Raw genomic sequence first — 22,644 nt, 5'->3', positions numbered from 1 at the left:
AGGAATAAGCAAGCCCGCGTCATAGCAATGTCGCGGGCAAAATTTTCTTCGTTCCCATTCTTTTGCGACATGACGGACAATATTCAGAACGTGGATGGTGAAAGAAATGTGCTCGACTTTCTCCACGACCAGTTCAGTCCAAAGCCGGCAGTCGCTCTTTAGCTGCGTGCATTGCGCGGGCAACAGAACGATTTCGGCACAACCTTGAGTTTGAGAATGTCGCATACCACCGCCGCAAGCCCCGCTCCTACCAATGCGCAACGTCTGGCGATGACCGCTCTGATCGTTGGCGGAATCGCTATTGGCAGCTCGCCGATCTTTGTCCGACTTTCCGAGGTGGGTCCGCTCGCAACAGGCTTCTGGCGTCTTGCACTCGCAGTTTTACCGCTTCTGCTCATGGATGGTCGCGAACGGCGCGACGAAAAGGATACTACCCCGCTCACGCTGTCCGACTGTTTGCGCCTCGCCCTGCCAGGCCTATTTATCGCTTTTGACCTCGGCGCGTGGCACTTGTCGCTGCACATGACATCCGTTGCAAATGCCACGCTGCTTGCCAATATGGCGCCGATTTTCGTGACATTGGGCGCTTGGTTGCTTTTCAAATCGCGCGTGAGCACGTCTTTCATGATCGGCCTTGCCGTCGCGGTCATTGGCGTCGTCGTGCTAAAGGGTGGACCGGGCGAGCTTCTCCAGTCCCAATCGTCCGGCGATGCGATGGCGCTTCTGGCCGCAGTCTTCTATGCCGGTTACATTCTCTCGGTTGGCCGCTTGCGCAGCCGCTTTTCCACCATGCGCATCATGCTGTGGAGCAGCGCGATTGCAGCCGTCTTTTCGCTGCCGGTTGCGTATTTCATGGAAGGTCAGATACTGCCTGCCACGCTCTATGGATGGCTTATTCTTGCAGGCCTCGCATGGGTAACTCATGCCGCAGGCCAGAGCATGATCGCTTATGCCCTCGCCTATCTTCCGGCATCGTTCTCGTCACTCACCCTGCTTCTGCAACCGGTTGTCGCAGCGTTTCTTGCCTGGACTATCCTGTCGGAACCTATCGGCATGTTGCAGGCTCTGGGCGGTATCATCGTGATATCGGGCATTTTGATCGCTCGAAGAGGATAAGGCATGAAAAAGCCCCGGTTTCCCGGGGCTTTCTTCCGGGGCTGATTACTCAGCCAGCCATTCCTTGATGCGGTCCGGATGGTCCGCGATATATTTATCGACGGCCTTCTCATAGGATGTTTCCTGCGCATCGAACATTGCAGCTTCGAGCTCGCTGATCGGAATGCTCATCTTGGTCAGCAACGAAGCAACTTTCGGATTGTCTTCCTTGAAGCCCTTACGTGCAATGGCGTCGATATGTTCGGCACCACCCAGTGCGCCTTCAGGATCGGCAATATAGCGGAGCTTGTACTTGCCGAACATCCAGTGCGGGCTCCACGAAGTTGCCACGAACCAGCCGTCGGAACGTGTGGCGCGATCAACTGTCGTCAGCATGGCCGCTTCACTCGAAATATTGAGCTTGTAGTCCAGCCCATATTTCTTGATCGCTTCCTGCGATAGACGAGTGAGGCCTGCGCCCGGATCGATGCCCTGAATTTCGCCCTTCAGCTTCTCGCGAACTTCTGGCTTCTTCAGGTCTTCAATGGAGCTGATCTCGCTTTCCGGGATGTAAGCCGGAACAATCCAACCGAGCTTTGCACCTTCATAGAGCGGGCCTAGGTCTTCGACCTTGTCCTTCACACGTGCATAGTAATCGGCGTGCGTTTCCGGCAGCCAGGCCATCATCATGGCATCGATATCGCCACGGCTCACGCCCTGATAAAGTGGGGCCACGTCCGTCTGAACCAGTTCAACCTTCTGGCCGAGATTGTCTTCGATCAGTTTCTTGGCAAGTTTGGTGACGAACTCAGCATCCGACCACGGTGCCCAGCCGATCTTCACCGGCTTGCCGTCCTGCGCAAATGCTGCGCCCATAGTCATCGTTCCCGCCACAACTGCCGCCAGACCGAATTTGGTTAGTTTGCCTAACATAGCTTCTCCTTTTCGATTGGTATCAGTTCCCATTGTTATTATTGGGTTATTCTTGGTTATTTTGGCTTTCTTTATGCTTCCTGCTTGCGAAAGGACGAGGCGGACTGAGTGTCCGCCGCCTTTCTTAAAGATGCGAGCCTTTTGAAAAATCCGGCTCCGCCCTTGCCGAAGCTCTGGGTAATGCGGTCGAGAATGACCGCCAGAATGACCACGGCAAGGCCACCTTCAAAGCCGAGGCCCACATTGAGGCGCTGGATGCCGGTCAACACTGTATTGCCGAGGCCGCCCGCACCGATCATCGACGCGATGACCACCATTGAAAGCGACAGCATGATCGTCTGGTTGATGCCGGCCATGATCGAGGGCATGGCGTTTGGAAGCTGCACCTTGAACAGAAGCTGCCGTGACGTGCAGCCGAAGGCCAGCCCGGCTTCAACGAATTCGGCATGTACCTGCCGGATACCAAGATTGGTCAGACGCACAACCGGCGGCATGGCGAATATCACCGTCGCAATTGTTCCGGGCACGGCACCGAGGCCAAAGAACATTGCTGCCGGAATAAGATAGACGAAAGCGGGCATCGTCTGCATGAGGTCGAGCACCGGGCGCACAATCGAGGCGACTGTATCGCTGCGCGCCATGGCGATGCCAAGCGGAATGCCGATCACGACAGCAATAACCGTTGATGCCAGCACCAGAGAGAGGCTTTCCATCGTGCCCGTCCACAATTCCATGTGGATGATAAGGCCCAATGCGAGAGCCGTGAATATCGCGAACTTCCACCCCACACGCCACAGCGCGAGCAGTGTAAGAATTGCGACCCCACCTATCGGCGGGACTGCGAGAAGAGCGTTTTGAATACCGTCAGTCACAAAACCGATGGCGGCTGCGATCATATCGAGCGCAGGCGTAAAGTGGTCGAGAATGTAGTTGACCACAACATCCGCCCATCCGCCGACACTGAAATTCAAATCCATGTTTTACCGTCCATTTCCGTATTTCTTCTGGATTGGACCAATTCTGCCTTCATCAGGCAAAAGGCCGTTGGCGCGCAGGTCTCAGCCCGCGCGACCAAGCGTTTCAAGCAAGGCCGATTTGCTGATAGCACCGACATAACGGTTCTGGCGGTCAGTGACCGGGACCGGCCAAGGGCTTTCCGCCACCTGTGTCAGCAATCCGGCAAGCGGCGCTTCGGCTTCGATAGCAGAGACGCTATCCAGTCTCTCGCCATCCTGCGCGACAGCACCCTTTGCCAGCGCATCACGACTGACCATGCCGCGATATGTACGGTCGGCATCGATCAACACGCCGAACGTCTTGCCGCTCGCGTCGAAACGCTCGAGCGCCGTCGCCAGCTGTTCGGGTTCAAACACGATCAGCTCGTCGTCGCGAGCCACATCAGCGGCTTTGAATACGCGGGACACGTCGACATTGCGGAAGAAGGAACGAACATAATCGTTGGCCGGTGCGGACACGATTTCGTTCGGCGTTCCCACCTGGACGACCTTGCCGTGCTGCATGATGCAGATACGATCACCGATACGCATGGCTTCGTCCAGATCATGGCTCACGAAAATGATCGTCCGGCTATGTTCAGCCTGCAACCGCTTGAGTTCGTCCTGCATTTCGGTGCGGATCAGCGGATCAAGGGCAGAAAATGCCTCGTCCATCAGAAGAATGGTCGGCTCGCTTGCCAGCGCGCGCGCCAGTCCGACACGCTGCTTCATACCGCCGGAAAGCTGATCCGGCATACTGTGGGCATATGGTTCAAGACCAACAGCAGCGAGTGCTTTCAGTGCCTTCTGGTGACGTTCAGCCTCACCCATTCCGGCCACTTCGAGACCGAACGACGCATTGTTCAGAACCGAACGATTGGGCAGGAGCGCAAAAGACTGGAACACCATGCTCATGTCGCGACGACGAAGATCGATCAGCTCGCGCTTCGTCATTTTGACGATATCGCGGCCGTCCACTTCGATGGAACCGGCAGTCGGTTCGATCAAGCGATTGAGCAGACGCAGAAGCGTGGATTTGCCCGAGCCGGAGAGGCCCATAATAACGAATACTTCGCCTTCATAGATGTCGAAGGTCGCATCATCGACGCCGATTGTTGCGCCAAGTTCGCTGTGAATCTGGGTTTTTGATTTACCTGCGCGCAATTCTTGCATTGCACGCTCCGGGTCATCGCCGAAGACTTTAAAAACGCTCTTCAAGCTTATTTTCGTCTCAGCCGGCGACTTCATACTTTCTTCCTTGTATAAAATACCATGCATTAAGTTTAACCCCGCTGTGCTGGCGGACTTAATCTCCTTTTTAACATTGATAGAACTTCATTCCAGCGCAAAGTGCCCACACGCGATCTGCGTTCCGCAAACGGTCCGCATGGAATGATTATCGATAGATTGCTTGATTCTATATAGGTCATTTCCCGACATGTCCACCCACAGCCGTGAATTCATCTGAATGATCCGTCCAGCAACCGTCCCCTTGAATGATTTTTTTGAAGGGTTGCACGACGCATTTCGAGGGCTGTTCGACACTGCCTAAAGCAGGAGGCAATCGACCAGCTTGAAGACAATAGTAGTCCCGATCCAGTCAATTACCGGAACACCCTGCGACAAATATGCTATCAGCTGCGACATCGTCCGAATTAGTATAATTCGGGATAAAAATGACTATAATTACAGAAAAATAGTGTGATTATACTGTCGCTCGGAATTATCTAGTCTATACATAAAGACGACGCGGATTGAGCAATCCGCGCCGTGATAGACCTGTTTCAAAGGCCTGTTTCTTCAACGATAAGCCATATATCCGACAAAGCCGGTGATCTTCCAGCGTGCCCCGTCGCGACGACAAAAATAAAGCGTCTGCCAGTTGAGGCGATCGATTGTTCCGTCCTTTCTGGCGATCGTTCCATCGAATTTTTTCCGTGCGAGAGCGACGTCGCCGGTAATATCGATCACACTCAGGTTGGTCGCACGAAAGATACCGTCCGCCAGAGATTCGGCATATTCCACCGCTGCACTCTCCGCTGCCTGTCGCAGCCATTCATCGCGATAACTTGCGAGCGTCGGAAAACCGGCGTCCCAATTGTCAGGATCGCGATCATTGTGCGCATGAATGCCAAGGAAGCGCACCTCATCGAAATCATCGGCCACCAATGACCAGTCCTGCGATACGAAGGCCTCGATATCGCGCCGTACAAGCATCTCCCAAATCTGCTCGCGATCCTTGTCGCCAGCAAACGGATTGGCCGCACCCTTCATGCTATCCTCCTGATTATCTTAATTTTCCACGTGCGGCGACCGGCAGGATATCGACGACATCCTCGCCCGAAACAAGATGAACTTCATCAAAGAGATTGGAAACGACGCAGACGTGGTCGGGAATAATTCGGAGCCGCTCACCAACCTTCAGACCCGCGACATCACCAACCAGCTTGCCGTGCTCCTCACTCAGGCCGATCACACGGGCATCGGGACGGCCCATCACTTCACCAAAGTCGCTCAGTCCCAGCGTATCGCTGGATAGTGCCTTGGACCCGGCATCAATGATCGCTCGTTCTGATGTTGGATGGCTGACGACCGTTGAAAGCACCGTCAAGGCGCAGTCATCCACTGTCGCCGCGGCCTTTTCGACCTGATAACGATCGAAATAGATATAGGTGCCGGGGCGATATTCGGTGACGACGCTGTCGCTGGGTTTGCGCCACATATCGGGCGTGCCGCCGCTTGAAATCGTCTCGCAGGGAAGGCCATTCGCCTCCAGCAACTCACGGGCCGAATAAAGCCATTGTTCAGCCTCGTCCGGCTTACCCGCTGCGGGATAGGTCATCAGACCACCGAAACGCAGTCCTGCGCTCTGGTCTATAATGCGTGCCAGCTCCAGGGCTTCGGCTGGCGTCTGCACGCCACAGCGCCCCATGCCCGTGTCGCATTCGACAAGCACTTTCAACGGATGCTTTTCATCAGTGAAACGCGCCGCCAGTCCTGCAAGGGAGGTTCGATTATCGACCGTTACAGACAGGGTGATGCGTTGATGCAGCGTATGAAGGCGATCAAGCTTTTCCTGTCCGAGAATATTGTAGGGCAGGAAAATGTTCGTCAGCCCGGCATCGGCCATGACTTCTGCCTCGCCTAGCTTCTGGCAGGTGATCCCGGTCGCGCCCGCTTCCACCTGCATTTTGGCGAAGAGCGGCAGCTTATGCGTCTTGATATGCGGGCGCAGTTTAATCCCCACCGCATCCGCATGGGCCTGTGCCTTAGCGATATTCGCCTTCACGCGATCAATATCGATGAGGATCGCAGGTGTATCCACCTCGTGAACGGTTTTCGGTCTGGTCATGGATCAGTCTCCCAGCGGCAAGCGCGGATCGTCTATGGTGAGCGTATTGAGGCTATGCTTGATGCGGCGCAGGCTTTCCAGCACCTTCGGGCCACGCGCTTCTGCTGTCGCCGTGGCGATCATGTCGAGAATGGCCAGCAGCGCGAAGCGTGACGATGTCGGCTTGTAGATATTGCCGTCTTCATTGGCCTGATATGGAATGAGCACATCCGCCGCCTTGGCGAGATCGGAACCGGCAGGCGTGATCGCTACCGTCTGCGCTCCATATTGCCGCGCAACCAGCACGGCCTCCACCACCGAACGCGCAAAGCCGGAGACGGAGAAAGCGATTACCGTTGTTTCATGCGTGGTGACGGCGGCATACATGCGCTGTAATTGCCCATCAACCTGTGCGCTGACCGGAATACCGAGCCGGAACAAGCGGTTCTGCATTTCTGTTGCCAGCATGGACGAGATGCCGCCAGACCCGAGACATAGCACAGGGCCACCGGCGGCAAGCCGTTCGGCCACTTTCATCAACACGCCCATGTCGAGCCCGTCGCTGGCGCGCTGGATAGCAGCAACTGCCGCATCGGTCACAGCCGTCGCTATGCGGCTTTCACGCACATCCCGCGCGGGGATTTCAGCCGTCAGATACTGCCCGCCGATGGCCAAGGCCTGCGCCAGAAAGAACTTGAAGTCGCGAACCCCGTCACAGCCAAGTGCCCGGCAAAAACGTGTCACCGTGGGTTCGCTGACACCTGCTCTGGCTGCAATTTCCGAGATTGCCGCCTTGGAAGCATAATCGGGATCAGCCAGCACGAGCGCAGCCAGCCTCCGGTCGGATTTCGATCCGTCCTGCGCCACGACATGCAGCCGCGTGATGATGTCGGCAACCTTGCTCATCGGAAATTTAAAGCGGGAGACCGCTATCCTTGTCGAAAAGATGTATGTGTTCGCTCTTCGCAGTTACAGGCACTTGCTCGCCGGGCGCAAGATGTATGCGCTCGCGAAACACAGCTCGTATAGGCTGTCCTGCAATCCGGCCATAAATATGCGTTTCCGGACCAGTCGGCTCGATCACCTCGACGGTGAGTTTCAGCCCCTTGCCATCCGGCGCGACCGTAAAATTTTCCGGTCGAATGCCTGCTTCCACCTGCCGGATTTCGGATGATCCCGCGCCAACAGCGATTTCCTCGCCCTCTCCGGTACGGAATACTCCGTCTGACACAGTTCCCGGAATGAAACTCATCGACGGCGAGCCGATAAAGCCCGCGACAAACTTGTTGGCAGGACGATCGTAAAGATCCAGCGGCGCACCGATCTGTTGAATCCTGCCCTGATTCATGACCACAATCCGGTCGGCCATGGTCATGGCCTCAATCTGGTCATGGGTGACATAGATCACCGTCGACTTCAGCCGCTGATGTAGCGCCTTGATTTCCGTGCGCATCTGTACGCGCAATTGCGCATCGAGATTGGAAAGCGGCTCATCAAACAGAAATACCGACGGTTCGCGAACAATGGCGCGCCCCATGGCGACGCGCTGGCGCTGCCCGCCTGAAAGCTGGCGTGGGTAGCGATCAAGATAGGAATGGAGATTGAGGATGGACGCCGCCCTGTCCACCTTCGCGGCCGTTTCTTCCGATTTCTCGCCGCGAATGCGCGGACCAAAGCCGATGTTTTCACGCGCCGTCATATGCGGAAACAACGCATAGGATTGAAAGACCATCGCAATATTGCGCTTTTGCGGTGGCAACTCGTTAGCCCGTTCCCCACCAATCAGAAGGTCACCACCGGAAATGGGTTCAAGCCCGGCCACCATCCGCAAAAGCGTGGATTTTCCGCAGCCGGAAGGGCCAACTAGCACAAGGAATTCCCCACTTTGAATATTAAGGTCGACATGGTCGAGGACCGTCAATTGTCCGAAAGTCTTGGTGATGCCGCGCAGAGAAACTTCTTTCATCGGTCAGTTCCCTCCGAGAATATCTTCGATGAAAGGACGGCAGCCCGCAGTCAGCCCGGCATCGACCGGAAGGATCGCGCCGGTAATCCCCGATGCGCGGTCAGAGGCCAGAAATGCTACCGTTTCCGCCACTTCACGCGTGTCAACGATGCGCCCCAGCGGATAAAAGCGCTGTAGGCGCTCCAGCACGCTCGCATCCTGTGCGATACGATGATCCCATGCGGGTGTTCTTATCGACCCCGGACAGACGACGTTGGCACGCACGCCCTTCCTTCCGAACTCAACCGCAATACCACGCGCAAAGGCATTGATTCCGGCTTTGGCAGCTGCATAAGCCGGGTTTCCGAAATGCAGGAGACCGTTAACCGAGGAAATGAAGACGAAAACGCCGTGTCCGCGCGACGCCATGGCCTGCGCCATGACATTTGAAAATCCGGCAACCGCAGTCAGGTTGAGATCGATCTCAGCGTCGATGTTGCCCTGATCCAGCCCATCGAAGGTCTCGGCACGGGTCCAGCCCGCATTGTTGATGACAATATCGGGCAGGCCCGATTCCGCTATTATCCGCTTTGCAGCCAGCTCCAGCCCGTCGCGGTCAAGCAGATCAAAGGCATGACGCGCATGAAAATCATCGCCGGTCATTGCCTCCAGTGTCGTATCGCAACCGATCACGCGGGCGCCGCGTTCAGAGAACAGCTTGACCAGCGCGCTTCCAACACCGCCACCGGCTCCGGTAACCAGCACCGACTTTCCGGTAAATTCGCCTGCTTGCTCCACGCTATTCCCCTTTTATGCGGCAGCTTTCTGCACCTGTTTATTCCCACCAGCGTAAAAGTCAAAATGTAAGTTTGCAACAAAACTTTTCGCTTGAAAGTACGGATTAAGCCGATAATGTAAGAAAATAACAAAAATAGATCGTCATCGCACCAATGCGGGGCAAAACAAGGGAACGGGAAGATGTCTATCAATAAATGGAAGGCCGGCCTGCTGGCCGGATTGAGCGTTCTGGCGCTGTCATCGGTTGCGAATGCAGGCGAAGTGCGCATGACTGTCGCGGAGTACAGCTCCAAGACCGGCCCCTACTTCGAAGAGGTCAAGAAGGCATTTGAAGCTGCCAATCCCGGCATCACGCTCAACTTTGAAGTGGTTCCATGGGATGTACTTCTGCAGAAACTGACTACCGATATTTCAGCAGGCACCAATGCGGACCTTTCGATCATCGGCACACGCTGGTTGATCGATTTCGTGCAACAGGGCATCGCCGAACCGCTCGACGGTTACATGAACGACGAGTTCAAGGGCCGGTTCATCGAGACTTTCCTGTCTCCGTCCATCCTTGAGGGCAAGACTTACGGCCTGCCGATCGCAGCCTCTGCCCGCGCTATGTATTACAACAAGGATCTGCTGGCCAAGGCAGGCGTCGAAAACCCGCCCGCAACCTGGGACGAGCTGAGAGCCGCCGCCACCAAGATCAAGGCACTTGGCGGAGAGAATTACGGTTTCGGCCTACAGGGCAAGGAAATCGAGACCGACGTTTATTACTATTACGGCATGTGGTCCTATGGGACAGAAATTCTCAACAAGGACGGCACGTCGGGCCTCAGCACACCCGGCGCGCTTGAAGCCGCGAAGCTTTACAAGTCGCTGATAGATGATGGCCTGACCCAGCCCGGCGTCACCTCCTATGCCCGTGAAGACGTTCAGAACCTCTTCAAGCAGGGCAAGGTCGGCATGATGATTACCGCGCCTTTCCTTTCCAACCAGATCAAGGAAGAAGCGCCAAACCTTAAATATGGCGTTGCAGCCATTCCTGCCGGACCGTCAGGCGCGCGTGGTACCTATGGCGTGACCGATTCCGTCATCATGTTCCAGAATTCCAAGAACAAGGAGGAAGCCTGGAAGGTGCTCGACTTCCTGTTCCAGACTGAATGGCGCGCCAAGTTCACGCAGGGCGAAGGTTTCCTTCCGGTCAACAAGGAAGAAGCGAAGATGGATTATTACGTCAATAATGCCGATCTTGCCGCCTTCACCGCGCTTCTGCCGGATGCCCGCTTTGCACCGATCATTCCGGGCTGGGAAGAAATTGCCGACATCACGTCCAACGCCATGCAGAGCATCTATCTCGGCAAGGGCGAACCTGATGCCGTGCTGAAGGACGCCGCCGCCAAGGCGGATGCAATCCTGAAGAAGTAACACTCCCCGCCTGCCCGGCAGTGCCCTCGCTCTGCCGGGCTTTTTTCTTTTCAGGGATTTTGATTGCCAATGCAAAGCCGCACCCTGCCCTATTTCCTGATCCTGCCGAGCCTGCTTCTGGCTGCGGTGGTGATCTTCTGGCCCGTGGTGCATCTCGTTGAAATTGCCAGCCATGACGTAAACCGCTTCGGGCAGCTACGCGATTTCAACGACGGCGCAAATTTCACTGCACTTTTCGCAACACCCGATTTTCTGAATGCACTCTGGCGCACCGCACTCTGGACCGTCGCCGTGGTTGGCGGGGCACTTATCGTCTCCATTCCGGTCGCCATCATCCTCAACATGGATTTCTATGGCCGTTCGGTAGCGCGGGTCATCGTCATGCTGCCGTGGGCAGTTTCGCTCACCATGACAGCCATTGTCTGGCGCTGGGCGCTCAATGGCGAAAGCGGAATGCTCAATTCCGCACTGCGCAATCTCGGTATCATCGACAGCAATATTCAATGGCTGGCGAGCGCGGCCACCGCCTTTCCAATGCAAATACTGGTCGGCATTCTGGTCACCGTGCCGTTCACGACCACCATATTTCTCGGCGGACTGTCATCCATCCCGGAGGATCTTTATGAAGCGTCGTCTCTCGAAGGCGCTAGCCTGTGGCAGCAGTTTCGCGAAATCACGTTTCCGCTGCTCAAGCCCTTCGTCAACATCGCCATCGTGCTCAATACGATCTATGTCTTCAATTCATTCCCGATCATCTGGGTCATGACGCAGGGTGGACCGGCAAACTCCACCGATATTCTGGTAACGCATCTCTACAAGCTGGCTTTCCGCCTCGGAAAGCTGGGAGAAGCCTCCGCCGTATCGCTTATCATGCTGGCAATACTCCTCGTCTTCACGGCGATCTATATCCGCCTCGCAATGCGGGGAGAACGCGCATGACCGGCTCGAAGCTGAAACGCACAATCATTGCCTGGGCCGTTCTGTCGCCGCTTATCGTGCTGACACTGTTTCCCTTCGCGGTGATGTTTTTCACCGCCGTCAAGCCTCCACAGGAGGTCCTGTCTCCAACATGGTGGCCAAGCAGCTTCCGCTGGCAGAATTTTTCGGAAATGTGGGTTCAGACCAAATTCGGGCAAGCGCTTCTGAACTCGCTTTACGTTTCGGTTATTGCTTCCGTCGGTGCCATCATTGTTTCCATTCCTGCCGCCTATGCCATGTCGCGCTTCCGCTTTGCAGGCCACGGTGCATTCCGGCAATTCCTGCTGATTTCGCAGATGATCTCGCCCATCGTTCTGGTGCTGGGCCTTTTCCGGCTGCTCGCCGCCTATGGATTGATTGAAAGTGTCTCCGCGGTCGGCGCGGTCTATATGGCCTTCAACATCGCCTTCACCGTGTGGATGCTGCAAAGCTATTTCGACACCATACCGCGCGATCTGGAAGAAGCTTCGTGGATGGAAGGCGCCGGGCGCGGCAAGACACTGATAAAAGTGTTTCTGCCGCTCTGCCTGCCCGCCATTGCCGTCACGGCAATCTTCACCTTCATCAATGCATGGAACGAATTTGTCGTGGCGCTGACCATGCTGCGCAGGCAGGAAAGCTACACCCTGCCCATTCAGGTCTTCTCGCTCGTCGCGGGGCGCTACACGGTCGAATGGCACTACGTCATGGCAGCCACCTTTCTTGCAACACTGCCGGTCGCCATCCTTTTCATCTGGCTCCAGCGCTATCTCATCAAGGGACTGGCCCTTGGAGCAGTCAAATAACCGGAGAAAATCATGTCCAGAAAACAGGTCTTCGGCGCATCACATGTGCCACTTTCCCCCGCCGTTCGCGCAGGCGACACAGTCTATGTTTCGGGTCAGGTACCGGTTGGACCAAACGGCCAGATTGTTGAAGGCGGCATCGAAGCCCAGACAAAACAGGTCCTCGAAAACGTCAAGGCCGCACTTGCGCTTGCAGGCGCCACAATGGAAGACGTGGTCAAAACCACCATATGGCTGGAAGATGCTCGGGATTTCGGGCGGATGAATGCCGTTTACGGCACCTATTTTCCAAAAGAGCCTCCCGCGCGCACCACGGTTGAATCCCGCCTGATGATCGACATCAAGATCGAAGTCGAAGCCATCGCCTACGCACCACAAAAATAAGCACGTCACCTCCCCGCACAGAGTATTTCCATGCGCATTTTCACCGCATCGCTTGCGACAGAAACCAACACGTTCTCGCCGGTTCCAACCGACAGGGCCTCGTTCGAGATGGCTTTTTATGCCGCGCCGGGCAAGCATCCGGAAACGCCGACGCTTTGCTCTTCGCCCATTGTCGCGTTGCGCAAGCGTGCGGCAGCGGAAGGGCTGACCGTCATCGAAGGCACTGCCACCTGGGCGGAACCGGGCGGATTGTTGCAGCGGCAGGCGTTCGAGGAATTGCGCGATGAAATCCTTGACCAGCTGAAAGCCGCAATGCCCGTTGATGCAGTCGTGCTCGGCCTGCATGGCGCCATGGTCGCTCAAGGTTACGACGATTGCGAGGGGGATCTTCTGGAACGCGTGCGCGCCATTGTCGGGCCGGATATTCTGGTTGCCAGCGAATTCGATCCGCATAGCCACCTGACGCCGAAGCGTGTCGAAAACCTCAATATTTTCGCGTCGTTCCTCGAATTTCCTCACACGGATTTTTATGAGCGCGGCGAGCATGTGGTCGATCTTGCGCTGGACGCCCTGAAAGGTCACATCAAGCCGGTCATATCCACATTCGACTGCCATATGATCAGTGTGTTTCCCACAAGCAAGGAGCCGATGCGCTCCTTCGTCGATCGCATCAAGGCGATGCACGGCAAAGACGGGATTCTGTCGATCTCCGTCATTCATGGCTTCATGGCTGCCGATGTGCCGGAAATGGGAACCCGCATTCTCGTCGTCACAGACAACGATCCGGCAAAGGGGGCAGCACTTGCCGAAAAACTCGGGCGTGAACTGATTGCGATGCGCGAGCAGACATTGATGACCATGTTCGACACCGATCAGGGCATCGACCGGGCGCTGGCTGCCCATGCAGCCAATCCCGCCAAACCTGCGGTGATCGCCGATGTATGGGACAATCCCGGCGGCGGGGTTGCAGGCGACGGAACCTATGTCCTTCGCCGCCTGATCGAACGCGGCATCGACAATATAGGCATTGCTACGATCTGGGACCCCATCGCAGTGACCTTCTGTCATGCGGCAGGCGAAGGCGCGGTGATCGATCTTCGTTTCGGCGGCAAGTCCGGTCCGCTTGGTGGCGAACCCATCGATGCCCGCGTGACGGTCATGAAAACCCTTGCCGAAGGCTGGCAGAGTTTTGGCCCAAGCCGCGTGACGCTGGGGGCCTCGGCGGTTGTGCGACTTGAAGGCACCGAGATCGATATCATTCTCAACACCAACCGGACGCAGACATTCGAGCCGGATATCTTCTCCAATATCGGCATCGATCCGATGAAGAAGGATATACTGGTAGTCAAATCCACCAATCATTTCCACGCAGGCTTCGTGCCGATTGCTGCCGAGATTATCTATGTCGCGGCGCCCAGCTCCTATCCGAGCAATCCGCGCACGACCAATTACCGCAAGCTCAGCCGTGCCATCTGGCCGCGTGTCGAAAACCCGTGGTGAACAAACGAAAAAAGCGCGGGAATTTCCCGCGCTTTTTTCGAGCATTTCCGGTTTAAATTAAAACATTGGAAATGCTCTATCTCTTTGTTTTTAAGCATTATCCTACGCAAAACCGCTTCGCATTTTTGCTGAAAATGCTCTAATGAGCCAGATAGGTTGAGATAATCGGCACGTAAGTGACCAGCGCCAGCAGGATGAACAGCGCCATATACATGCTGAATGCCTGGCGGGTGAAATCTCCCACCCTCACCTTCGCAATATTGCAGACCATCAGCATGACCGTTCCGACAGGCGGTGTCAGCGTGCCAATCGACAGGTTGATAATCACGATGATACCGAAATGCACAGGATCAATGCCCAGAGCCTTTACCGTCGGTATCAGAAGCGGCACCAGAACGATCATCAGGGCCGTGCCCTCGATCAGCGCGCCGAGAATCAGCAAGATCACGTTGACTGCCAGCAAGAACGCATAAGGATTGCTGGTGAAGGACGAGATCAGCTGCATAAGCGACTGGCCGGCCTGTTCAAGCGAAAACACCCATGCGAGCGCCGATGATGCCATAATGACCAGCATGACGGATGCGGTCGATTTCGCCGTTTCGATCAGCGAATCCACCACATGCGAGACGCGCATTTCGCGATAGATCACGAAGCCGATAATCAGAACCAGCGTAACGGCAACTGCACCGGCTTCCGTCGGGGTGAAGATGTTCAAGCGGATGCCGCCGATGATCGCGAACAGCAGCAGCACCGCAGGCCATGCCGAAGCAAGCGTCGAGGCAACTTCGGCGCCGCTCATCCGCTTTTCACGGCTTGGCTTGTAGCCGCGCTTTACCGATGTCGCATAAGCCGCGATCATCAGGATAACGGCGCCCAGAATGCCCGGCAGCACACCTGCCATGAACATCTTGCCAATGGAAACATCCGCAATCAGACCATAGATGATGAGCGCAATGCCGGGAGGAATGATCGGCGTAATCAGCGAGCCAGCTGCCGTCACCGCGCAGGAGAACGCTTTGTCATAGCCACGCTTGACCATTTCCGGCACCATCATGCGGGTGAGCATGGCGCTGTCGGCCAGATTGGAAGCGCTGACGCCACCCATCAGGGTGGAAACCATGATGTTGGTGAGTGCCATGCCGCCGCGCATACGACCGACCAGAATTTCCGCGACCTTGATCAGACGTTCTGCAATGCCGGTATGCGACATCACCGTACCAAGCATGATGAAGAACGGAATGGCAAGCAGCGACGTGTTCTGTGCCGGGCTGATGAAGCGCTGCACGGCAATCGCTATCGGCATCTGGTTGAAAAAGGTGAAATAGGTGAAGACCGCAATCAAAATGGCCACATAGAGGCGCATATTGAGCGCGATCAGCGCCAGCATGATGAGAACGATGGTTGTCAGGTTCATGCCTTGCCTCCCGCAAAAGCGGCGCGCAAGGATTTGAATGCGCCTGCAAACATATAAAGAGCGATAATGACGAAGCCGACCGGCACAGCGATATCGATCCAGTAATAGGAGACCCGCAGCACGTCAGTCACTTTGAACTGAGCCGCAACCGAAAGCTTGTAACCGGCATAGGACACGTAAAGCAGGAACAGTCCCGACAGGATGGAGACGATGGCGTTGACGACATCGCGCACCTTTTCCGACAGCAGATCCACGAGCATCGGAATGGCAAGATGCTGGTTGCTGCGTTCTGCGGCGACACTGCCAAGCATCACGATCCAGATCATCAACAGACCGGCCATTTCCTCGGTCCATTGCAATGGCTGATGCATCCAATAGCGCATGACGACGGCGATGTTGAACATCGCAAGCAGGATGAACAGCGGCACAGCAGCCAGCCATTCGATCAGTTTTTCAAAGTATTTCATCGGATTGAGTTCCACGATCGAGCCATGCCGCGGCAAACCGCGACACGGCATTATCCGAGTAAGGATGGATCAGTTCAGTTCGGCTTTGATCTTGTCATAAAGGCCGGGCGACCATTCCGGGAACTGGGTGTAGACCTTTTCAGCAAGTGCCTTGAAAGGAGCGCGGTCGACATCGATAATCTCGACACCAGCTTCCTTCATCTTCTCGATCATTTCATTGTCTTTTTCGATCGTCAGCTTCTGGCTGTAGAGACCCGCATCGTAAGCGGACTCATGGATCATCTTGAGCTGATCTTCCGGCAGCGTGGAGAAGAAGGCTTCGCCGCCGACAATCAGAGCAACGTTGGTCAGATAGCCGACCTTGCTCAGATATTTGGCTTCTTCCTGGAACTTCTGGCCGTAAAGAACCGAGATCGGGTTCTCAACGCCATCAATCACGCCCTGCGCCAGCGCAGGGAAGGTTTCGCCCAGCGGCATCGGGGTCGGCGTTGCGCCCATGGCTTCGAAAGTCTTGATCTGCATGACGTTGTTCGGCACGCGAATCTTCATGCCCTTCAAATCTTCAGGCGTACGGATCGGCTTCTTGGAAATGATCTGACGAATGCCGTAGAGATAGTTCGGCATTACGATGTGAATGCCCTTCTTCATCAGCTCTTCACTCTTTTCCTTGAACCAGGGACCATCATAAACTTTGAAAAGCTGTGCCGGATCATCGGTCAGGAACGGACCGTAGAGTACGCCGAGGTCCGGGTCATATTCGGCCAGAAAGCCAACGTCGGAAATGGTCACGACATTGAGCCCCATCATGGCCTGCTCGGTCACGTCCTTCTTGGAGCCAAGCTGCGAGCTTGGATAGAGTTCGAGCGTGATCTCGCCATTGCTGCGCTTGGCAAGATCATCTTTCCAGTAATGCATCACCTCATCGAAAGGCTCGCCGGGGTTGTTTTCATAGGCAACCTTGATCGAAACATTGGCAGCATAGGCGGCCATGCTTCCTGCCAGCAGCATGCTGGCGGCGATCATGCCGGTAACGAGTTTCTTCATCTTTGTCCTCCCATATGGGGTCATTAAACAATTGGCCCTAGGGCCGGTTTCCTCCGTTAGAGCGCCATGCGTCCAATTTGGACGCTTAAAGGACGCTCTAATTTCTTCAGTTTACGCATCGATTTTCCATCGATGCGTGGCAGCCCACGTCTTCCTTCCCGACGTGGAGCATTTGCTTCGATTTCAGTCGCGTTCGATGATGATCTTCAAAACGTTACGGTCGCCGTCCCAGTAAGGGAGTGCCGCTTCAGCCTCATCAAACGGAAATATCTTCGAGATCAGCTTGTCGGCATCCGCCCCAAGCTTTTCCAGATGCGCAATGACGGCCTCGAAATCGGTCAGCGTCGCATTGCGTGATCCCATGATGTCGAGTTCCTTCAGGTTGAAGAACTGCGTCTGATAGGTGACTGGCGCCTTGGAATAGCCGACATAAACCACCCGGCCCGCAAAGCCCGCCAGGTCGACAGCCTGCGTGAAGGTGATCGGCAGGCCGACCGCTTCGAAAGCAACATCCACGCCGTCGTCGTTGGTCAGTTTCTGAACCTTGGCGACGACATCCTCACCGCCCGGCAATGCGTGCGTTGCGCCAAATTGCAGCGCGAGTTCGCGCTTTTCGGCACTTGGATCAATGGCGATGACCTTGGCACCGCGCGCCAGCGCGCCGATGAGAACACCCATACCGATCATGCCGCAACCGAGAACAGCAACCGTATCACCTGCCTGAACACGTCCGCGCTCGACGGCATGGAAGCCAACCGAAAGCGGCTCGACCAGCGCCAGATGACGGGGCGCCAGTGTCTCATTGAGGATCAATTTTTCGGCAGGCAACACGATCTGGTCGGCCAGTCCGCCATTTTGCTGCACGCCGAGCGTCTTGTTATAACGGCACGCATTGAGCTGACCTTTGCGGCAGGACGAGCATTCACCGCAATTCGTATAAGGCAGCACGATAACCCGCTTGCCTTTGACATAGGCAGCGCTGACACCCTCTCCGGCTTCCATGATCTCGCCGCCGATTTCATGCCCAGGAATGCGCGGCAGCTGCACCAGCGGATTAAGCCCCTTGAAGGTGTTCAGATCGCTGCCGCAGAGACCCACGTGCCGAACCCGCACACGGACCTGACCGGCCAGCAACGGCGCTTCGTCGATTTCTGCAAAACGTGTGACGTTTTCGCTCTCGATACGCAGAGCTTTGACCATCGAATTATTCCTGTCAGTCGTCATTAAAGAAAGGGATCAGGTTACGGCGCCGACCTGCCAAGGCACGAATTCGTTGTCGCCATAGTCGTAGACTTCACTCAACGTCTTCTCGCCGGATGCGACCGCGATGATATGTTCGAAGATGCGGATGCCGGACTGTTCGATGGTCTCGTCGCCGGTGACGATACCGCCGCAATTGATGTCCATGTCTTCCTTCATGTGCTCGTACATTTCGGAATTCGTGGCAATCTTGATGCAAGGCGAAGGTTTGAAACCGGAAACCGAACCACGGCCAGTGGTGAAGCAGATCACGTTACAGCCACCGGCCACCTGTCCAGTCACCGCGACGGGATCGTAACCCGGCGTATCCATGAAAGTGAAACCCTGTTCCGTGACGGTTTCGGCAAACTCATAGACGGCCTTGAGCGGCATGGAACCACCCTTGGCAACTGCACCGAGCGACTTTTCCAGAATGGTGGTCAGCCCGCCGAGCTTGTTGCCATGCGATGGGTTGTTGTTGAGTTCGTCGCCATTGCGCGCCGTGTAATCACGCCACCAGTCGATGCGCTGCAACAGCTTTTCAGCGACCGCAGGCGTTACTGCGCGACGGGTCAAAAGATGTTCGGCACCATAGATTTCCGGCGTTTCCGAAAGAACGGTCGTGCCGCCATTGCGCACGATAAGGTCCGAGGCATAGCCCAATGCCGGATTGGCCGAAATGCCGGAATAGCCATCCGAGCCGCCGCATTCCAGCGCTACTTTCAACTTTGACAGAGGCTGTTTGGTGCGCACCGCCGAATTGACCAGCGGCAGCATTTCCTTGATCTCGGCGATCGCATGATCGATGGTCTTGCGCGTGCCGCCATGCTGCTGGATCGTCATGGTACGCAGGCGCGAGCCTTCTTCCATGCGGTAATGTTCGAGGATCGGCGCGATCTGGTTGGTTTCGCACCCAAGGCCGATCAGCAGGATGCCGCCGAAATTCGGGTGCTTGGCATAGCCCTGAATAGTGCGCGTCAAAAGGCGATAGCCTTCCGACTTGGTGTTGAGCGCACAGCCGCTGCCATGTGTCAGCGCCACGACGCCATCGACATTGTCGAAACCATCGAGACCGCCCATGCGGTTGAAATAATCGGCGATGTAACGTGACACCGTGGCCGAGCAATTGACCGACGAAATCACCCCAATGAAATTGCGCGTGCCGACACCGCCAGCACCCCGGTCATAGCCCATGAAATGACGACGCTCCGCCTCGGGCAGCATACCGCGCTCTTCAATATCGATGGAGAACTGATGCTCGTGTTCGGAGGGCAGCATGGCGAGATTCTGCAAATGCACATGCTCGCCCTGAGCGATATCCTTCGTCGCAACGCCGATCACCTGACCGTATTTCAGGACTTCCTTGCCTTCCGGAATATCGCGAATGGCAACCTTATGCCCGCGACCGATCAGTTCGCTGGCCCTGATCCCGTCAAGGCCGATCGGATCACCGGCGCGAACGGAAACGCGCGCAACGGCAACATCATCCGACGGATGCAGCAGAATAACCGGCGCAACCGCTGTATCAACGGATTCATTCATTTGTCTGACCTCACTCCCAAATCGTCCCGGCTAATTACTCGCTGGGTTCATTATCCATCCAACGCTGCTTGGACCGGTCCAGATGCGTTCGCATGGCTGCCTGCGCCTGAAGCGGATCCCTCGCTTCCAGCGCCGCATAGATGGCTTCGTGCTCGGCCAAAGCCAGAGCCCATGTATCGTTGTCCTCGAAGCGCGTCCTGATATGCGACGTCAGCGGACTATGCCGCTCGTCAAAAAGGTCGCGCACGATGCGCACCAGCACGGAATTGCCTGATTGCTCGGCAATGAGCAGATGAAACTGCCTGTCGAGCTCAATCGCCTTGCGCCCGGCATCGACATTCACCTTCATTGCGTCAATCGTTGCGCGCAACTCGGCAAGCCTTTCAGGCGTCATGCGCGCACAAGCCGTGACGACCACGCTGCCTTCGACCATTTCGCGCGCCTGCATGATTTCAAGCGGGCTCTCGCCGATGGAAGCGCCATGTAAAAGCGAACGCTTTTCCGACTCTGCCGTGACATAGATGCCCGACCCCATGCGGATTTCGACATTACCGGCGATTTCGAGTGCGATAAGCGCCTCGCGCAGCGAAGGCCGCGACACGCCAAGTTGCTGCGCCAGCTCGCGTTCAGCCGGTAGCCTGCTGCCAGCAGGAAACTGGCCGTCCTGGATAAGGCTTCTCACCCGGTCTGCAATCTGCTGATAAAGCCTGCGCGGTTCCGCAGTTGCCGTAAAATCGCTCATAGCGCTCCCAAATCCGCCTCTCCTCGAATTGGCCTTACCATATTTCCAACCGGACAGAAGCGCAATATGCTTAAAAACCCGGTTAATTGCGGCAAATCGCGCATTTCAACATGTGGAACCGAACCAATCGTTCGATAAAGAATCCTACTGGCTTGACCAATTTACCCTGCATCGCTTAGTTAAAACCACTGATTTATGGGAGAAGGTCATGCACGAGAAGCCAGCGATCCTGCAGTTCGGCACCAGCCGTTTTCTGTTGGCTCATGTCGATTTCTTTGTTTCGGAGGCGCTTTCCAAGGGCAAAGCCATTGGGACAATTGCCGTCGTGCAGACGACTTCAAACCCGCAGAGCAGCCAGCGCATCGCGGCTTTGAACGAAAGCAACGGCTATCCTGTGATGATCCGTGGGCTTGTCGACAGCAAGCCATCCGAGACGGAACATCAGGCGAAGGGCGTTACCGCTGCCTATTCCGCACATCACGACTGGGCGGCGATTCTCGACCTCGGTGCCAGCGTCGATGTGATCCTCTCCAACACCGGCGACAAGGGCTACGAACTCGACAGAAGCGATGACAGCTCGCTTCTTGCGAACCCGGATGCTTTGCCGAAGAGTTTTCCAGCCAAACTTCTGGTGCTTCTACATCACCGCTGGCAGCACAATCCCGATGCGCCATTGTCGCTGTTTCCCTGCGAGCTGATCTCGCGCAATGGCGACAGGTTGCGCTCGATCCTCATCGATCTTGCCCATAACTGGAAACTGCCGGACGGTTTCGTGCAATGGCTCGAAACCCGATGCATTTTTGCCAACAGCCTTGTCGATCGCATCGTTTCCGAACCCATCGAGCCAATCGGCGCCATCGCCGAGCCCTATGCGCTCTGGGCAATCGAGAAGGCCGATGGCCTGACGCTTCCTTGCGAACACGAAGATATCGTCGTCACCGACGATCTTGCGCGCTATGAGCATCTGAAACTCTACTTGCTCAACCTTGGCCACACATTCATCGCGGAACAATGGCTCAAGGGCAGCCGTCCGAAAGACGAGATCGTACTGGAAGCCATGCAGGACGAAACGATCCGGAATGAACTGGAAGCGGTATGGCGCGAGGAAGTCCTGCCGGTATTTGCTGCGGACGGCCTTGGCGAACAGGCCGAAGCTTACGTGGCTTCGGTGCGGGAGCGGTTTCTCAACCCTTTCCTCAAGCATCGCATCGCAGACATTGCTTCCAACCATGACGAAAAGAAGCGGCGTCGCTTCGCTCCGGTCATCGCCCGTGCGTCGGAACTCGGCCTCAATCTCGCACAGAGCCGTTTGAAGGCAGCTGTCGGCTAAGCCATTCGTTCAGTTCGATTTCTGCGCGTTCCAGCGCACTGTAATTCAGTAGTTTGCGCAAAAGCGCTACCGTCACGGCACGAGCCCGGAGATTGAAACGCCCTTCCTCCGGCTCGCCTTTCTCCTGATAAACGCCAAGTTTTTCATAGAGTTGCTGCAATCTGTTCTGGACGCTTCTCAGCGACAGATTGCGGCGGCGCGCAATAACGCGATCCGTAAGCCCCAGCGCAATATCGACCAGAATTTCATACTCACTTTCGCTGAAACCGCTGGCATGACCGAGGCTCTTTTGCTGCAGGCCGCGCACCTCGCGGTCGATGACGCATTGTGCTTCGACAAAGATACTGCGCAATGCCAGCCGCAGCTTATCGTCGGACGCCGATTTCAGCACATAGCCATAAGCCGCCCCTTCCGGCACGATGCGCGACACACCGCGCACATAGGCTTCGTCGGCATAGTTCGACCAGAACAGGATGCGCGTTTCAGGATTCTCCTTCCAGATGGTGCGGGCGGCCTCAATGCCGTTACGTCCACTCATCTGCAGGTCCATGACGATATGGGCTGCGCGATGCTGACGGGCCAGCTTCTCACCTGCCGAGCCGTTGTCGGCTTCCAGCACATCGCTGCATTCAGGCAATGCCGCACGCACAGCCTCGCCAAGATAGGCGCGATGCAATGGATCATCTTCCACGATCAGAACATGCAT

The 22,644-nt window shown here is 56.0% G+C and carries 22 protein-coding genes; 7 read left to right on the top strand and 15 right to left on the bottom strand.

What is annotated here, in order from left to right; genetic code table 11:
• Positions 1–216: 216 nt before the first annotated feature.
• Positions 217–1,116 carry a DMT family transporter gene (locus AC1RHM_RS12135; protein ID WP_029375998.1) on the top strand — a complete coding sequence of 300 codons (900 nt, stop codon included), beginning with the start codon at positions 217–219 and terminating at the stop codon, positions 1,114–1,116.
• Positions 1,117–1,161: 45 nt separating this feature from the next.
• Here AC1RHM_RS12135 and AC1RHM_RS12130 read toward each other — a convergent pair whose 3' ends face one another.
• The 8 genes from AC1RHM_RS12130 to AC1RHM_RS12095 all read right to left on the bottom strand — a co-directional run bounded on the left by AC1RHM_RS12130 (position 1,162) and on the right by AC1RHM_RS12095 (position 9,097).
• Positions 1,162–2,028, bottom strand: a complete 867-nt coding sequence (locus AC1RHM_RS12130) for a glycine betaine ABC transporter substrate-binding protein (protein ID WP_010659072.1) — start codon at positions 2,026–2,028, stop codon at positions 1,162–1,164.
• 71 nt (positions 2,029–2,099) lie between these two features.
• Positions 2,100–3,005 (bottom strand): ABC transporter permease, encoded by a 906-nt coding sequence (locus tag AC1RHM_RS12125; RefSeq protein WP_010659073.1) that lies wholly within the window; start codon positions 3,003–3,005, stop codon positions 2,100–2,102.
• An 81-nt stretch (positions 3,006–3,086) separates the two neighbouring features.
• Positions 3,087–4,271, bottom strand: a complete 1,185-nt coding sequence (proV, locus tag AC1RHM_RS12120) for a glycine betaine/L-proline ABC transporter ATP-binding protein ProV (protein WP_010659074.1) — start codon at positions 4,269–4,271, stop codon at positions 3,087–3,089.
• A gap of 552 nt (positions 4,272–4,823) precedes the next feature.
• Positions 4,824–5,297, bottom strand: a complete 474-nt coding sequence (locus AC1RHM_RS12115) for a hypothetical protein (RefSeq protein ID WP_010659075.1) — start codon at positions 5,295–5,297, stop codon at positions 4,824–4,826.
• Positions 5,298–5,310: 13 nt separating this feature from the next.
• A complete protein-coding gene (locus AC1RHM_RS12110; RefSeq protein WP_010659076.1) occupies positions 5,311–6,375 on the bottom strand; it encodes a D-TA family PLP-dependent enzyme in 1,065 nt (354 codons plus the stop codon).
• A gap of 3 nt (positions 6,376–6,378) precedes the next feature.
• Positions 6,379–7,260 (bottom strand): MurR/RpiR family transcriptional regulator, encoded by an 882-nt coding sequence (locus tag AC1RHM_RS12105; protein ID WP_010659077.1) that lies wholly within the window; start codon positions 7,258–7,260, stop codon positions 6,379–6,381.
• Between the two features lie 7 nt (positions 7,261–7,267).
• Entirely contained in the window at positions 7,268–8,320 is a 1,053-nt protein-coding gene (locus AC1RHM_RS12100; RefSeq protein WP_010659078.1) for an ABC transporter ATP-binding protein, read from the bottom strand.
• 3 nt (positions 8,321–8,323) lie between these two features.
• Positions 8,324–9,097 carry an SDR family oxidoreductase gene (locus tag AC1RHM_RS12095; protein ID WP_010659079.1) on the bottom strand — a complete coding sequence of 258 codons (774 nt, stop codon included), beginning with the start codon at positions 9,095–9,097 and terminating at the stop codon, positions 8,324–8,326.
• Positions 9,098–9,277: 180 nt separating this feature from the next.
• Between AC1RHM_RS12095 and AC1RHM_RS12090 the strand changes: the two genes are divergently transcribed.
• From AC1RHM_RS12090 to AC1RHM_RS12070, 5 genes are all read left to right on the top strand, one after another.
• A complete protein-coding gene (locus AC1RHM_RS12090) occupies positions 9,278–10,513 on the top strand; it encodes an ABC transporter substrate-binding protein (RefSeq protein ID WP_010659080.1) in 1,236 nt (411 codons plus the stop codon).
• A gap of 69 nt (positions 10,514–10,582) precedes the next feature.
• Positions 10,583–11,452, top strand: coding sequence for a carbohydrate ABC transporter permease (locus tag AC1RHM_RS12085; RefSeq protein ID WP_010659081.1), 870 nt, complete (start codon positions 10,583–10,585; stop codon positions 11,450–11,452).
• Positions 11,449–12,276 (top strand): carbohydrate ABC transporter permease, encoded by an 828-nt coding sequence (locus AC1RHM_RS12080; protein ID WP_010659082.1) that lies wholly within the window; start codon positions 11,449–11,451, stop codon positions 12,274–12,276. Before AC1RHM_RS12085 ends, AC1RHM_RS12080 begins: the two co-directional genes overlap by 4 nt.
• Before the next feature lie 12 nt (positions 12,277–12,288).
• Positions 12,289–12,660: a RidA family protein gene (locus AC1RHM_RS12075; protein WP_010659083.1), complete on the top strand. Its 372-nt coding sequence runs from the start codon at positions 12,289–12,291 to the stop codon at positions 12,658–12,660.
• Positions 12,661–12,690: 30 nt separating this feature from the next.
• On the top strand, positions 12,691–14,160 hold the full coding sequence (locus AC1RHM_RS12070) for a M81 family metallopeptidase (protein WP_010659084.1): 1,470 nt from the start codon (positions 12,691–12,693) through the stop codon (positions 14,158–14,160).
• Positions 14,161–14,299: 139 nt separating this feature from the next.
• Here the strand turns inward: AC1RHM_RS12070 and AC1RHM_RS12065 are convergent, their stop codons facing one another.
• From AC1RHM_RS12065 to AC1RHM_RS12040, 6 genes are all read right to left on the bottom strand, one after another.
• Entirely contained in the window at positions 14,300–15,574 is a 1,275-nt protein-coding gene (locus AC1RHM_RS12065; protein WP_010659085.1) for a TRAP transporter large permease, read from the bottom strand.
• Positions 15,571–16,041, bottom strand: a complete 471-nt coding sequence (locus AC1RHM_RS12060; RefSeq protein WP_181152405.1) for a TRAP transporter small permease — start codon at positions 16,039–16,041, stop codon at positions 15,571–15,573. Before AC1RHM_RS12060 ends, AC1RHM_RS12065 begins: the two co-directional genes overlap by 4 nt.
• A gap of 69 nt (positions 16,042–16,110) precedes the next feature.
• Positions 16,111–17,085, bottom strand: a complete 975-nt coding sequence (locus AC1RHM_RS12055; protein ID WP_010659087.1) for a C4-dicarboxylate TRAP transporter substrate-binding protein — start codon at positions 17,083–17,085, stop codon at positions 16,111–16,113.
• A 183-nt stretch (positions 17,086–17,268) separates the two neighbouring features.
• Positions 17,269–18,285: a zinc-binding alcohol dehydrogenase family protein gene (locus tag AC1RHM_RS12050; RefSeq protein ID WP_010659088.1), complete on the bottom strand. Its 1,017-nt coding sequence runs from the start codon at positions 18,283–18,285 to the stop codon at positions 17,269–17,271.
• A 36-nt stretch (positions 18,286–18,321) separates the two neighbouring features.
• Entirely contained in the window at positions 18,322–19,866 is a 1,545-nt protein-coding gene (locus tag AC1RHM_RS12045; protein ID WP_010659089.1) for a UxaA family hydrolase, read from the bottom strand.
• A gap of 34 nt (positions 19,867–19,900) precedes the next feature.
• Positions 19,901–20,608: a FadR/GntR family transcriptional regulator gene (locus tag AC1RHM_RS12040; protein WP_010659090.1), complete on the bottom strand. Its 708-nt coding sequence runs from the start codon at positions 20,606–20,608 to the stop codon at positions 19,901–19,903.
• A 208-nt stretch (positions 20,609–20,816) separates the two neighbouring features.
• Between AC1RHM_RS12040 and AC1RHM_RS12035 the strand changes: the two genes are divergently transcribed.
• Complete coding sequence (locus AC1RHM_RS12035; RefSeq protein WP_010659091.1) at positions 20,817–21,938, top strand: mannitol dehydrogenase family protein; 1,122 nt, start codon at positions 20,817–20,819, stop codon at positions 21,936–21,938.
• Here the strand turns inward: AC1RHM_RS12035 and AC1RHM_RS12030 are convergent.
• Positions 21,898–22,644, bottom strand: coding sequence for a response regulator transcription factor (locus AC1RHM_RS12030; RefSeq protein WP_010659092.1), 747 nt, complete (start codon positions 22,642–22,644; stop codon positions 21,898–21,900). The two genes, AC1RHM_RS12035 and AC1RHM_RS12030, sit on opposite strands and share 41 nt — an antisense overlap.

The sequence above is a fragment of the Brucella sp. GW823-FHT04E01 genome (assembly GCF_058796175.1).
Note: the sequence above shows the minus strand (reverse complement) of the source record. Positions and strands in the feature narration are given on the sequence as shown.

What these genes read in the sequence shown, in the direction of transcription:
- AC1RHM_RS12090 (WP_010659080.1), top strand. Translation starts at nt 9,278, where the DNA reads ATGTCTATCAATAAATGGAAGGCCGGCCTGCTGGCCGGATTGAGCGTT.
- AC1RHM_RS12070 (WP_010659084.1), top strand. Translation starts at nt 12,691, where the DNA reads ATGCGCATTTTCACCGCATCGCTTGCGACAGAAACCAACACGTTCTCG.
- AC1RHM_RS12050 (WP_010659088.1), bottom strand. Translation starts at nt 18,285, where the DNA reads ATGGTCAAAGCTCTGCGTATCGAGAGCGAAAACGTCACACGTTTTGCA.
- proV (WP_010659074.1), bottom strand. Translation starts at nt 4,271, where the DNA reads ATGAAGTCGCCGGCTGAGACGAAAATAAGCTTGAAGAGCGTTTTTAAA.
- AC1RHM_RS12130 (WP_010659072.1), bottom strand. Translation starts at nt 2,028, where the DNA reads ATGTTAGGCAAACTAACCAAATTCGGTCTGGCGGCAGTTGTGGCGGGA.
- AC1RHM_RS12075 (WP_010659083.1), top strand. Translation starts at nt 12,289, where the DNA reads ATGTCCAGAAAACAGGTCTTCGGCGCATCACATGTGCCACTTTCCCCC.
- AC1RHM_RS12105 (WP_010659077.1), bottom strand. Translation starts at nt 7,260, where the DNA reads ATGAGCAAGGTTGCCGACATCATCACGCGGCTGCATGTCGTGGCGCAG.
- AC1RHM_RS12065 (WP_010659085.1), bottom strand. Translation starts at nt 15,574, where the DNA reads ATGAACCTGACAACCATCGTTCTCATCATGCTGGCGCTGATCGCGCTC.
- AC1RHM_RS12060 (WP_181152405.1), bottom strand. Translation starts at nt 16,041, where the DNA reads ATGAAATACTTTGAAAAACTGATCGAATGGCTGGCTGCTGTGCCGCTG.
- AC1RHM_RS12055 (WP_010659087.1), bottom strand. Translation starts at nt 17,085, where the DNA reads ATGAAGAAACTCGTTACCGGCATGATCGCCGCCAGCATGCTGCTGGCA.
- AC1RHM_RS12045 (WP_010659089.1), bottom strand. Translation starts at nt 19,866, where the DNA reads ATGAATGAATCCGTTGATACAGCGGTTGCGCCGGTTATTCTGCTGCAT.
- AC1RHM_RS12085 (WP_010659081.1), top strand. Translation starts at nt 10,583, where the DNA reads ATGCAAAGCCGCACCCTGCCCTATTTCCTGATCCTGCCGAGCCTGCTT.
- AC1RHM_RS12040 (WP_010659090.1), bottom strand. Translation starts at nt 20,608, where the DNA reads ATGAGCGATTTTACGGCAACTGCGGAACCGCGCAGGCTTTATCAGCAG.
- AC1RHM_RS12030 (WP_010659092.1), bottom strand. Translation starts at nt 22,644, where the DNA reads ATGCATGTTCTGATCGTGGAAGATGATCCATTGCATCGCGCCTATCTT.
- AC1RHM_RS12125 (WP_010659073.1), bottom strand. Translation starts at nt 3,005, where the DNA reads ATGGATTTGAATTTCAGTGTCGGCGGATGGGCGGATGTTGTGGTCAAC.
- AC1RHM_RS12100 (WP_010659078.1), bottom strand. Translation starts at nt 8,320, where the DNA reads ATGAAAGAAGTTTCTCTGCGCGGCATCACCAAGACTTTCGGACAATTG.
- AC1RHM_RS12135 (WP_029375998.1), top strand. Translation starts at nt 217, where the DNA reads ATGTCGCATACCACCGCCGCAAGCCCCGCTCCTACCAATGCGCAACGT.
- AC1RHM_RS12035 (WP_010659091.1), top strand. Translation starts at nt 20,817, where the DNA reads ATGCACGAGAAGCCAGCGATCCTGCAGTTCGGCACCAGCCGTTTTCTG.
- AC1RHM_RS12115 (WP_010659075.1), bottom strand. Translation starts at nt 5,297, where the DNA reads ATGAAGGGTGCGGCCAATCCGTTTGCTGGCGACAAGGATCGCGAGCAG.
- AC1RHM_RS12110 (WP_010659076.1), bottom strand. Translation starts at nt 6,375, where the DNA reads ATGACCAGACCGAAAACCGTTCACGAGGTGGATACACCTGCGATCCTC.
- AC1RHM_RS12080 (WP_010659082.1), top strand. Translation starts at nt 11,449, where the DNA reads ATGACCGGCTCGAAGCTGAAACGCACAATCATTGCCTGGGCCGTTCTG.